This is a genomic window from Aquimarina sediminis (genome assembly GCF_002895435.1).
Classification (GTDB): Bacteria; Bacteroidota; Bacteroidia; order Flavobacteriales; family Flavobacteriaceae; genus Aquimarina; species Aquimarina sediminis.
In genome coordinates this window covers 298,541-311,522 of the sequence record NZ_POYJ01000004.1, presented here as the reverse complement: position 1 = coordinate 311,522, position 12,982 = coordinate 298,541, and the positions used below count along the sequence as shown (strand labels likewise).

The following is a 12,982-nucleotide window of genomic DNA, read 5'->3' as shown; positions in this document are numbered from 1 at the left end:
ATTATCAAAATCTCACATACGCATTAAATAGGAATCTATAGAATTATCTAACTTTATATGTTTTTATATAATTGTATTTACGAAAACGTTATAGTAAATAGCAAAATCAGAAACGATGTATAATGAACTTAATATCAGGAACAGGGTCTTAATGGGACCAGGTCCCTCTGATGCGCACCCTAGAGTACTAAAAGCAATGTCAACTCCTTTGATTGGTCATTTGGATCCAGAATTTGTCACTATAATGGATGGGGTAAAATCAATGGTGCAAAAAACATTTCTTACTAAAAATCACTTAACCTTTGTAGTATCTGCTCCTGGTAGTGCAGGTATGGAGACTTGTTTAGTAAATCTTCTAGAACCAGGAGATGAAGTTATCATATGTATTAATGGCGTTTTTGGAGGTAGAATGGTAGATATCGCTGAGCGTTGTGGCGCAATTGTACATAAGGTTGAAGTGGATTGGGGTACAGTGATTTCACCAAAAGATATCAAAAAGGCTCTAGACCACTGCCCTAAACCTAAACTAGTTGCCTTAGTACACGCAGAAACCTCTACAGGAGCGTTACAGCCAATCAAAGAGATTAGCGATATAGTACATAATGCAGGTAGTCTGCTAATGGTAGACGCAGTAACATCATATTGTGGTCTAGAACTTAAAGTTGATGATTGGGATATTGATGCAATATATACAGGTACTCAAAAATGCTTAAGCGCGCCTCCCGGTTTATCGCCAGTTAGTTTCTCTGATAGAGCCGTAAAAGTACTGGAAAATCGTAAAACCAAAGTACAAAGTTGGTTTCTAGATCTTAGTTTGGTAAAAAACTATTGGGGAGGAGCAAAACGCGCTTATCATCATACCGCGCCGGTGTCTTCTATGTATGCTTTAAGAGAATCTTTAAGAATTGTTCTCGAAGAAGGATTAGAGGATAGATGGAGAAGGCATAAGGAGGTACATCAAGTTTTAAAAACAAAGCTAGAAATGCTAGGGTTTAACTATCTGGTAGATGAAAAGTATAGGTTGCCTAACCTGAATTCGGTTTTTTTGCCAGAAGGTAATGATGAAGCATTAGTACGTTCTAAACTTTTACATGATTATAATATTGAAGTAGGAGGAGGTTTAGGTGCATTTGCCGGTAAAATCTGGCGAATAGGAATTATGGGAGAAAGTTGTACCCTTAATCATGTAAATATGCTTATCAGTGCTTTAGAAGATATAAAAGAGTTTAAAAACTGAGTGTGATCGGTAATCAAATAGTGAAATTTTAAAAAAAGCCCAATCAGGAATAATTGGGCTATTGAAAACAAGAAGAATTCTATTTTATAAAACCTTTTGTAAATCAATCTTTTTACTAAGGATAGAATTTATTCTTTTAGCATTATTTTTCTTTCTACCTTATTGAAAGGTCCTGGGATTAGTTTCCCTTCTGAATCCTGCAACTCTAGTTGAATGATAACCTCTCCTATAGGAAGTCCTTTGATAACATAAGGAACCCATTCTGTAATGATAAATTCCTTATCGTTAATAACTGCTCGAACTTTATGATCGTCTTCAGAAAGAGTAGTGTTTAGTACAAAGAAATCCAGTAAGATCTGTTCGGTATCCTTTCCTGTATATTCTCCTTTGGGTCTGCTGTAAATTAATGTTGGAGCTTTCATGTCTAATCTAAGAGAATCACTGGGGATGTTTCCTATAACCAATCTTCGGGTAATCACTGAATTCTCATTTTTAACGGATTCATGATAAGATCTACTTAAAAAAGCTACTAGGTGATGCTCTCCTTCTGGGATTTCTTTTTTAAAGGTAGTTTCGTAATGAGCAGAATAGGGTTTGTTATTCAAAATAAAATGGATATGCTGCCCTTTACCAGAATTTGCAAGTTTTTGTGCATTAGGGCTAGCGGTTTGAGATCCTAATTCATAATTTTTAACCTTAAAAGAAAAGTCTATTTCCCCTGCATGATCTGTTTTTATATCTTCAGGTGCATCTAAAACGAGAGAAGCATCTGTATAAGTTGGAGAGTTACTAAGCTTTTCGAGGCTAATTTCTGAAGTTTTTACTTCCTCGGGGATCTCTTGAGGAAAATCTTTAATGACTTCATCTTTTGGTTTTTTCTGTTGTTTGCAACCTGTCCCTACTGCTAATAAGGATACAAAGATTAGGGATGTTTTTAGAATGTGATTTTTCATAGTTATCAATTTGTTTATTATTTGTTTTTAAAAAGGTTATCAAAAGACCATGTCGATTTGTGACCATGGTTAGAAATAATTAGATTTCCTATATAGGTAATACTATTATCGGGCTTGTTTAATTGACAATGCAGTTTAGAGATATGGCTATTTGATATAGTGCTGGATTCTGTTATCTTTATTGAAATACCTCCACTTTTGATAGTCATCGAGCTTTTCTCATTATATAGAAGTTTACAGCCTAGGTGGAGCATTTCTTGAGCTATTCTATAGTAGTCCATAGGAGTGCATACCATTTCTATTCCGTAGATACCATAAAACAATTTTTCTTCTGTATAGATGCCTTTTAAGAAAGCCTCTTCAGAATAATCCTTATGTTTTACTCCATACAAGCTATTTAGAAAATCAGGATTATAAAAGGCGTACCAAGTATGTAAACTAGTTTGTGGACCATTTGTGTAAAATGCTTTAAACCAAGTCTCGTTATGGTTGTGTAATGGGAAATGTATAATTTCGTGAGTGTTAAAGAAAGATGTGTCCTTTCTTTTTAGTTTAGGTTGTATCCCTAAATGAAAATGCTCTTCATCATTTTTTAAAGAAAAACCAATACCACTTTTTCCTACAGATTCTCCGTAGATATTATCAGGGCTTAGTATTTCTATGTAATTGTGAAATCCTCTTAAATAAAATATACTCCCTTTTTTATCTATAGGTTCGAAGTAAGGTAACCCTCTATCTGTTGAAGCATAGGATGTAAGCCAACGTGAATCCTTGGTGATTTGAGAATAAGAAATACTATCTAGGACTATGTACAGGTGATTAAATACTACTTGAGACACATCTTTACCGAATAATGAGTCAATCTTCTTTTTGTTGATAAGGGAATTTGAAGTTTTTTGTTCTTTTTCTTGGCACGAAAATATAAGGATTATAGAAACTGCATAATATATAAAAAGTACGAACCGCATTGTTTTAAAAATTTAAATTTCAATTACCTATTTCTAGCAACTTTTCAAAAAAGGATTCTTACATAGTCTAAACATTAGAGCAGAAAACAAAGGGTAAAACTACCTCTTTATAACACACTCTATGTGGTAAAAAAATTAGTTAAGGGACAGCTTGCCATATAATAAAGCCTTTTGTTCTATTTTTCTGGGAGTATAAAAAACGTTACCCCTTGGATGATATACTAAACTTGTTACAGGGATACGTTTCTGATTCAGTATTTTACCAAGAAAAAAAGTATCAAGCATACTTTTTTGTTGTTTTTGCAAATGGCGAGACGCCAGGAGCATTAATCTTGAAATAGGATAACTTTGTTCCATAAAATCAAGAGGTACACTTTGCTCTAGATCTAATAAAGTTTTATTCACACGAAATGAAGCCGAATTATTAGGGTTTAATGTCTCTTGATAAAAACGATTGGTAAACTTTGCTACAAAGACAATCTGATCGATTTGTTGATTCTCAATAAAAGAAATTAGGTTTTTTTGAGTTCTTACATCCCAACTAAAACTGGCTCCAAGAGCCATATAGAAATATGTTTTCCAATTAAATTTTTGGGTTAAAACACTCTCTATATGGTCCGTTGGGCAGATCAGAAACAAACAGTTTCTTGATTTTATACTTTCAAAACTCATACGTTTTCTCCTGTATTAAAGGGTAAGGATGAATGGTGTAGATCTATTTTTAGATTACCATTACTTGCCTTACAATATCCAAAAGTGTACTCAACTTTTGTTTCTAGGCCATTTACATCAGTAAAAAAGTAGTTGCCCATTGCTAGGGCACGATTTTCCTCTAAAATTACGGCTGCATTCTCAAACCTAACCTGAGTCCAAGGTTGAAGAGCAAATCCTTTATCCTCCTGATAATCCGAATTACCTCCTATAAAATAAGAAATAGCTCCTTTTTTAGTAATTCTGAATTGTTGCACTGCTGTCTTGGTAGGTTTAAACAATACTTCTTTATTATCAAAGTCATAAAGTTCATTTACAAAATGTTCGGTATAAGATTCGCACTGCTCTCTATCTTCTAATAAAGTACCTATTTGTACAACACCTTGCCCCCATACTTTTTGAGCATTTTCTATTTCTTGCTTTGTGATCATATTTATTTAATTTAATTTTAAGTAATTGATGTTATCATTTGTTTTCTAGTAATTAAAAGTCCTAATACAAATAGTAGGACTGAGCACACTCCCATGCTAATTGTAACCCAAGTATTATTGTGCTCCTTAGGGGCGTAATTAAATGCAGGTATTTTGGGATAATCCTTCGAAGAAAATTTTTGATTATTGTAAAGGAAAGGAGTTAAAAAACCTCTCCATGTTTCGGCAAAAGCAATAACTTGTTTTCTAAATTGTTGATAGTCCTCTGTTGATGTTCCTGCCATCTTATTTAGTGACTCCTGCACCGTTACAGCTGGAGATATCCATTTTAACCTTGCTAACCAATACTGTTGTTTGCGTAATTGAGTTTCATAAGATTTTATGACGGGTTGTAATTCTTCTTTTACTAATTTTTGAGAAGCCATATAGTTATGATAAAAACCTCGAGTCTGTGTGCTATCATTAATAGCATACTCAGGGTGATCTCTCAAAAAGTTATCCAGAATCTTATCTTGTTTCTTGGTAGCATCGGCTTTTAAACTACGCATTTGATTAATCATTAAAGTTCGGGAGGGCATTGGGTATAGTGTAGTACCTAGCTGATTTAGTATAGAAGGCACCAAAAGAACAAAAAGTACCCATAACCCTAATAAGGAAATAGCATTTTTGGCAGAACTATCTACGAATAGATTTACCAAAAAGGATAGAGCAAACCAAAAGAGCATATATGATAAAATCAAAGTAAATAGTCCTGGTAATATTGTTATAATAGATGACCAGTTAATATTCAAAAAAGCAAAAACTAGTAATAAGGATATTAGAACCAATATAGATAACCAGAAAAAGCGAAGCACTAATTTTTGTAGTACCCATTTTCTAATGTCTATGGGTTGCGATGCCAATAGTCGTAATGAGCCACTCTCTTTTTCAGAGGATAGTACATTGTATGAAAAGGCAATGATAAGTAGAGGGAGTAGGTAAACGACGACAAACGCTAAATCAAAATTTCCGAATAGAAGTTGTACTGGACTCGTCATTTCTGTAAAATTTAGAGCAAAATCATCTCCTGAAACAGTTGGTTTGATATAATGTGTAAAGAGATCTGCTTGACCAGTTGCTACAAAAGCTAGCGGTTGTGGTGTCATAGCTGCAACACGTGGATAGTAGTTACCTACTGCCATTGGCTTATTAGGAGTAGTCCAAGGTCGAGCATTGACTTTTATTCCTTTCTCTATAGAATCTAATAATTGAAGCATTACTTGGTCACTTTCTTTCACTTCATTATGAGCAGCAGCAATATCAGCTTCTCGCTTTGCTACTTTTCCTTTTCCACTATATGCCGAAAATCCAAATAATAGCAATAAGACAATACTTAATAGTTGTATCCACTGACTTCGAAGTAGTAGTTTTAATTCGTATTTAAAATTGTATAAAAACATTATTTAATTTTTTTTGTTGAGAATAGAAATAGAATAAAAGAACCTATAACCCACCCTCCCAGGATGAACAAGTTAGAAGCATTTTTAGACAGTACAGTTCGTAACTCTGGAGGAGTATATTCGAAAGCTGGAAGCTGTTTCCAGAAATCAGCATCTGCTTGATACTTCCAATTACCGTATTTTGAATTTTCGGCAAAATTATCATTTAGAAATTTTTGAGTAGCTATACGATATTTTTCTGCTGCATCTGCAAAATCCCAATGTGTAGCATAGTCGGTATGAGAGATAGCCATGCTCATAAATCTTGTAGGTAAATAAGGAGAAAACGAGGCTAAGCCTTTATAGACACCAGATTGTTTAGAGAATTGTTCTTTAAGGTAATTGTAGTGTTTAAAATAGATTTCTGCTTCATGCTCTTCACCTTTTTGCATTCGATATGCATCAAAATTAAAAGGGAGCTGATGTAAACTATCTACACCATGTTTTTTTAAAACGTTTTTTTGTAATAATTGAGCCTCTTTACTCCAGGGGTTGTGTCCATCTAGTCCTTGTTTTTTGTCTTTAAGTACATTTACGGCAAATTCTTGTCGTGTAGGGTAGGGATACTTATTCTCAGCAACGTTACTAGCAACTTTAGGAATAGCCAAACAGGTCAAAATCCATATAGATATGGATAATACAAGAGATACACCTGATTTTTTTACTTTTGAGGAAACAAATAGTACTAAGTTCATAAAAACGATATAGTATCCTACATACACCAGAAATATCCAAAAAAGGGAATCCCATTGGAAAACTCCAAAATCTTTAAGATAGGACAAAATAATCCCGGCAATAAGGAAGAGGCTTGCTATCAAAATGAGAATTGGTAAAAAAAGAGCAGCCCATTTACCCATAGCCCATTTCCAAAAAGTGATTTCCTGACTTCTTAATAAGGTAATGGTTCCCATTTCACGTTCTTTAGTAAAGCTGTTATACCCTAAAAGAATAATGAGTAGTGGGATAATAAAAAGCAGTATAAAGTCAGGGGTCAAATCTCCAAAACGAGATAAGCCAGTCTGATCAGCAGCTGCACTGTATTGGGCTTCATTTCGTTTATGAGCCTCTAGAAAGATAGAAGTTCCTGTATATTTATCAACTCCTTGATCCACTAGAGATAATGGATATTTTGGTTTAAATGCATAGGTGCCATAATGCGCAGCAGAATGAGGGTTTTTTTTACCTTGATTGTCCCATATGGTTCGTTCTGCAGTTTTGGCTATTTCATGTTGCTTATTTATCTTTTGATATTGTTGCGCACTGATCCATACTGATACCCCTAATAATAAAACCACTAAAAAAAATGCAATACGCAAACGCCCTTCTCTGAAAAGTTCTTTAAACTCTTTAATAAAAGTCTTTCTGGTCATAGTACCGCTTCTTTAAAATTCATTGTATCTAAATATGTATTTTCTAAGTCAGGTAAAGAAATGTGATTAGCTATAAACTCTTCCTTCAGTTGACCATCTTTCATAATACCTATGTTGGTGGCTATTTCTTTTGCACGAAACAAGTCGTGTGTTGCCATCAAAGTAGCTACTCCTTTTTTAGAAAGTTTACCTAATAATCTTCCAAATTCATTACTAGCTTTTGGGTCAAGACCTGATGTGGGTTCGTCTAACAATAATACTTTGGCATCTTTGGCAAGAGCAATTGCAATACCAACTTTTTGCCGCATTCCTTTAGAAAAACTAGAAATACGTTTGTTAAAAGCTTTTTCTTGTAATCCAGCTTCTGTTAAAAAGGAGACCAAATCTTTTTTAGAAAGTTTTTTTTGGGCGATTCCAGAAAAGTAATCCAAATTTTCTAAGGCAGTAAGATTAGGATACAACATAAGATTCTCGGGAATGTAGGCAAGAAATTTTTTGGTTTCCTTGGTGTTTTTTGACACCTCTATGTTATTTATAAATGCGTTTCCTGAGGAAGGGGAGATAAATCCCAATAGGAGGTTTATGGTGGTAGTTTTACCAGCACCATTTGCACCTAATAAACAGTAAATCTCACCTTCGTTTACCTGAAGGTTTAATCGGTCTAGAGCTGTTTGTTCATTGTACGTTTTTGTAAGATTATGTGTTGTAATCATTTCGACATGGATTTTGTGAATAGTAAATATCTGACAGACATAAAAAAATATGCTTGTACGTTAAGTCAAGATTGCTGAAGAATATTGCAAAGTGTCATTAAAACTCTATAGGTATAGCTTTTTAACTACATGTTCTATTTAAAAAGAGGAAATATAACAACTCAAAACGACTATTATTCTTATTAGTAGAGTATATAACAATGCAGGTAGATACTTATAGCGTCTATTGAAATTTACATAGTTATAGAATACATAAAGAAATTATAAGTTTATGTTTCAAAAGCATATTGCAATATCTCTATATTGTTGGAGGAGGTTTATTATAAATACTTGTTGGTAAGGTAATACAATACTGAGATGTCTCGTAACAAAAATTGGCAGGATATCTATAGGAATTTAGTCTAGATTTTTGTTCGACTTCAGTAAAAATACTATCAACACATGGAGTAAGTTCATTTGATGTGGTAATAATTTCACATAACTCACAATGTATTTGATCATCCTCATCAGAAGAATGAGAAAAAGCGTGTACATTAACTATTCTAAGAAATAGAAAAGTAGACAGTAAAAAAAGTAAGATTATATTTTTACGGGCTTTTGTATTCACAGGATAAATATAAGAATATAATTGCAAATTTTAATGTTAATACTTAATAGTAATTATACTTATTTAGGATGCAAAATTTCTTTAGTTGAGCTTGGTAGAGATAAAAAAACTCCTGCCATAAATTCGATGTCAAGCAGGAGTATCTCAATTTTTACAAAGATAAATACAGGATGAGTCTATTTGGTATTATACTTATTACTATATCGTTTCCACAATTTAGTCTGGTGGCTTTCTAAACTAATATCACGCCCTTGAATAAATGCTTTTTCTAATTGATTGGTACGCATATCCAGAGCATCACCAATACTTATAAATAGGGTTGCATCTTTTCCTACTTCAAGTGTTCCCACTATTTTATCAATTCCAAGAATTTTTGCACTATTGCCAGTGATAAGTTGTAATGCTTTTTCTTTATCTAGCCCATGAGCTGCGACAGTTCCTGCCTGAAAAGGTAGATTACGAGTATTTGCCCGTTCCATTTGACCACTGTTTTGTAATCCAACAAGTACTCCTGCATCCATTAATAGTTTAGCACTTTTGTACGGTAGGTCATAGTCTTCGTCTTCTTGTTCAGGAGTGCTATGTGTTCTGGTAACTAAAACAGGAATATTATTTTGTTTCAATAAGGAAGCTACTTTGTATGCTTCATATCCTCCTACTATTACGACTTTTTCTATATTGTTTTCTTTAGAAAAAGCGAGCACATCCAAAATTTCTTTTTCTGTATTAGAATGAACATATAGCGTTTTTGATCCATCAAAAACACCATTCATCGCGTGATAAGGTAGATTTTCTGTCGTGTTGTTAGATTTTATAGCTGCTTTGGACTGGTTGAAAAAATCTACTAATTCAGTAACCTGTTTTGTATATTCTTTATTTGGCTTGAAACCAGGGTCTTCACCCATCCACCAACGACCCCTAGTAAAAGTACTTGGCCAATTCATATGAATCCCATCATCGAGTTTTATTACTGCATCTTCCCAGTTCCATGCATCTAACTGTACAATTGATGATGTCCCCGAAATTTTTCCTCCACGAGGAGTTATTTGTGCCATTAATACTCCATTTGGGCGCATACTTTCTACAATCTTACTTTCTGCATTATAAGCAATGATACTGCGTATATGAGGGTTGTAATTTCCTATTTCACTATCATCATCTGTAGCACGCACAGCACCTATTTCTACAAGTCCCAAGGTAGAGTTTGGTGCAATAAAGCCTGGGTATACATGTTTGCCAGAAGCATCAATTATTTTGCCTTTTGAAGTAATGCCACCATTAACACCTACTGCTGTTATTTTTCCATTTTCAAAAATGATAATACTGTTATCAATAACTTCTCCATTACCAATATGTGCGGTAGCACCGATGATGGTTATAGGTTCACTCTGCGCCTTAGCAGGGGTTTGCTGAGCTTTTATACTTCCATATGAAAACATACAGAGCGTTATAATAAATATTATTTTTTTCATGTTTTTATATTTTTTACTTCGACAAGTGTAGTCTTAGGTATATTCTGTTTAGTTAATAGTCTCTAAGGTTTCACATTCGAAGTGTTGCTTTTCTTTTTTCTTTGCGGGCTGGGTTTTGAGACCGCTGTTTTTGGCTTTTAACATCATTGTCGAAAGTTTGTTTCTCTCTTTAGCAATAGATTTTCGGGTAGCCTTATCTTTTTCAAGATCAAAGTAAATAGCTCCTTCAATTAATGTTTTTTCTGCTTTGGCATATACAGACAAGGGGTGATCTGTCCATAAAACCAGATCAGCATCTTTACCTACTTTGATACTTCCTACTCTATGATCAATATGAAGTAATTTTGCAGGGTTTAGGGTCACAAATTTTAAAGCATCTTCTTCACTTACATTACCATATTTTACTGATTTTGCAGCTTCTTGATTAAGACGACGAGACATCTCTGCATCATCACTATTTATAGCGGTTACGACTCCTTGGTTGTGCATAATGGAAGCGTTATAAGGTATAGCATCATTTACTTCATATTTGTAGGCCCACCAATCAGAAAAGGTAGAACCTCCTACACCATGTGCTGCCATTTTATCCGCTACTTTATATCCTTCTAGAATATGTGTGAAAGTGTTAATTTTAAAATTGAATTTTTCAGCCACTTTCATCAGCATATTGATTTCGCTTTGTACATAAGAGTGACAACTGATAAAACGTTGACCGTTTATGATCTCTACCAATGTTTCCATTTCGGTATCTTTGCGATAGGGCTTTCCGCTATTTTTAAGTTTTTCATAAGCTTTGGCACGAGAGAAGTAGTCCATATATAGTTGCTCAACTCCCATTCTTGATTGCGGAAAACGGCTAAAGCTTTGCCAGTTACTTTGTTTTACATTTTCTCCTAAGGCAAATTTGATAAACTTGGGTGAGTTTGGGAATATAAGATCTTTTGCATTTTCTCCCCATTTTAATTTTAGGATAGCAGAGCGTCCCCCGATAGGGTTTGCGGATCCATGAAGGATTTGGATGGTTGTTACACCTCCGGCTAGATTTCTATAAATGTTTATATCATCAGGAGAGATCACATCTTCGATAGTTACTTCGGCAGATGAATTATGTCCGGCTTCATTGATTGCAGCTGCGGCAATATGAGAGTGCTCATCAATTATACCCGAAGTAAGATGTTTCCCTGTAGCATCAATTACTTTGGCGCTACCGACATTAAGATTTTTTCCGACAGCTGATATTTTACCATTTTTAACTAACACATCTGTTTGGGCTAATATACCATCTGATTCATTGGTCCATACAGTTGCATTTTTAAACAAGATAGTTTCTGCTTTTGGTAAAGAAGTACTACCATATGCTATGTTAGGATATGTTATAGGAAGGATTTCCGGCTTCTCTTTTTTGTCTTCGGATTTCTTTTCATCTTTTTTACCAGAAATTTCCTCAGTCTTTTTCTTGGCAGAAAAGGAAGTTTGTGTACCATTAGGGAGAATTGCCTTGCCGCTCCATGAATTTGGAGCATCACCAATATTAGATACAATTCTTGTGTATTGGGTTTTTGTTGTGTCTGCATCCGTAAATGTAATCGTTACCCAATTATCCTTATAACTTATTTTAGAACCTAACTTGGTCTCACCAAGTTTTATTTCTGCTTTTGGTTTTGACGATTTTCCTGAAATTGACAAATTATAGGTTTTTCCGTCAACGGTAAGGTCGTATTTTCCATTAATATCATTGATATTCATGTCATTTACAACATTTTTATAACCTTGAACCCAGTTTTCATAAATGATATTGTCTTTAGAAAACATTTCTTCTTTAGTGATCAAAAAATTAGCATGACTTCCTTTTTTGATACTTCCTAGTAAGTCGCTTTTTCCTAAAATTTGTGCTGGGATTGTAGTTAGTGCCGCTAGTGCTGTATTTTTATCCAAACCATGCTCTATAGCTTTTGCAATTCTTGCTTTTAGATCTGCTATTTTCTTTAATTTATAAGTAGTTAGGGAGAAGGTGATTCCATTTTTGGATAAAACAGAAGGATTTGTCGGAGCTTGGTTCCAATGGCGCATATCTCCCAGACTTACTAGGTTGGCAGCAAAAGGATCTGATACGTCATATGCATCAGGAAAATCTAAAGGAATAATATACTTTGCATTTGTGGCTTTTACGTTATCAATTCTTGCGTATTCATCTCCACCTCCTAGTAATATATATTGGGTGTTAAATTGATCGCCAATTTTATCTGCTCTAAATCCATTTATTCGACTCCCTGCTTCAAAAATTTGAGGTAAGTCTTTATTTCTGTTTAAAGCTTCTAAGGATAAATCTTTGTTATTTGCATTACCACTGGCATACCAACTGGCATCATAATAAGTTTGTTTTAATAAGGCGATCGCTCCCATTAATGAAGTAGGGTAGAGTTGTTTACTCTTGTTACTTTTTGAAAAAGATAAAAACTGAGCAGAGCGATCGCTCAATAATCTATCTCCTTCGGTACCTTTATTATTTAATGCCACCAGTAATCCCGTTCCTCTTACAATTCCATCTGGCATATGTGTATTAAGGACGCCAAAACCTTCTTTTATGTATTCTGTTGCTTTTTTTGCATCATACTTAAAATGAGAAAGTGCATTTGTCTCTGGGCGAATATGGTCATTCCAGTAGTACCCTTCTCTAGAAGCTCCATATTGAGGATTACCACTAAAAAAACCTCCTCCTTTGCGTTTAGGTTTTTCGATACCAAAATTGGTAAATGGATCAATAAAAGAAGCATAGATGTGTTTTCCTTTAAGGTCAATGATTACACTATTGGAAGGAGTAGGAATATTGTTTCCTACCTGGATGATTTTTCCTTTTTGTATTATTAGTGTTCCATTTTTGATTTGAGAATCAGGCGTGGTGTGGATAGTTGCGTTTTTAAAAACTGTGTAATTAGAATCCGTAGTATTAACCCCATCATTTTTTGGGAAATAATCTTGAGAATAAGAATTTAAAATTCCGCATACCACTGTAAGTGATAATAGAAGTTTTTTCATAAGATT

At 34.2% G+C, this 12,982-nt stretch carries 11 protein-coding genes; 1 reads left to right on the top strand and 10 read right to left on the bottom strand.

Going from position 1 to position 12,982, the window contains the following annotated elements:
* Nucleotides 1-115: 115 nt before the first annotated feature.
* Nucleotides 116-1,237, top strand: a complete 1,122-nt coding sequence (locus C1X07_RS12220; protein ID WP_103070297.1) for a pyridoxal-phosphate-dependent aminotransferase family protein — start codon at nt 116-118, stop codon at nt 1,235-1,237.
* Nucleotides 1,238-1,365: 128 nt separating this feature from the next.
* Here C1X07_RS12220 and C1X07_RS12215 read toward each other — a convergent pair whose 3' ends face one another.
* From C1X07_RS12215 to C1X07_RS12170, 10 genes are all read right to left on the bottom strand, one after another.
* Nucleotides 1,366-2,190, bottom strand: coding sequence for a hypothetical protein (locus C1X07_RS12215; RefSeq protein ID WP_241507250.1), 825 nt, complete (start codon nt 2,188-2,190; stop codon nt 1,366-1,368).
* 17 nt (nt 2,191-2,207) lie between these two features.
* Nucleotides 2,208-3,158, bottom strand: coding sequence for a DUF5829 family protein (locus C1X07_RS12210; protein WP_103070296.1), 951 nt, complete (start codon nt 3,156-3,158; stop codon nt 2,208-2,210).
* 135 nt (nt 3,159-3,293) lie between these two features.
* Nucleotides 3,294-3,830 (bottom strand): hypothetical protein, encoded by a 537-nt coding sequence (locus C1X07_RS12205; RefSeq protein ID WP_103070295.1) that lies wholly within the window; start codon nt 3,828-3,830, stop codon nt 3,294-3,296.
* Complete coding sequence (locus C1X07_RS12200) at nt 3,827-4,300, bottom strand: hypothetical protein (RefSeq protein WP_103070294.1); 474 nt, start codon at nt 4,298-4,300, stop codon at nt 3,827-3,829. Before C1X07_RS12200 ends, C1X07_RS12205 begins: the two co-directional genes overlap by 4 nt.
* Nucleotides 4,301-4,317: 17 nt before the next feature.
* Nucleotides 4,318-5,739 (bottom strand): DUF3526 domain-containing protein, encoded by a 1,422-nt coding sequence (locus C1X07_RS12195; protein ID WP_103070293.1) that lies wholly within the window; start codon nt 5,737-5,739, stop codon nt 4,318-4,320.
* A complete protein-coding gene (locus C1X07_RS12190) occupies nt 5,739-7,148 on the bottom strand; it encodes an ABC transporter permease (RefSeq protein WP_103070292.1) in 1,410 nt (469 codons plus the stop codon). The genes C1X07_RS12195 and C1X07_RS12190 overlap by 1 nt, the downstream gene beginning before the upstream one ends.
* Complete coding sequence (locus C1X07_RS12185; RefSeq protein ID WP_103070291.1) at nt 7,145-7,861, bottom strand: ABC transporter ATP-binding protein; 717 nt, start codon at nt 7,859-7,861, stop codon at nt 7,145-7,147. The genes C1X07_RS12190 and C1X07_RS12185 overlap by 4 nt, the downstream gene beginning before the upstream one ends.
* A gap of 298 nt (nt 7,862-8,159) precedes the next feature.
* On the bottom strand, nt 8,160-8,468 hold the full coding sequence (locus C1X07_RS12180) for a hypothetical protein (RefSeq protein ID WP_103070290.1): 309 nt from the start codon (nt 8,466-8,468) through the stop codon (nt 8,160-8,162).
* Nucleotides 8,469-8,644: 176 nt separating this feature from the next.
* Complete coding sequence (locus tag C1X07_RS12175) at nt 8,645-9,940, bottom strand: amidohydrolase family protein (RefSeq protein ID WP_103070289.1); 1,296 nt, start codon at nt 9,938-9,940, stop codon at nt 8,645-8,647.
* 48 nt (nt 9,941-9,988) lie between these two features.
* The gene (locus tag C1X07_RS12170; protein ID WP_103070288.1) at nt 9,989-12,976 is read right to left on the bottom strand and encodes an amidohydrolase family protein; all 2,988 of its coding nucleotides are present in this window, start codon (nt 12,974-12,976) and stop codon (nt 9,989-9,991) included.
* Nucleotides 12,977-12,982 lie beyond the last annotated feature (6 nt).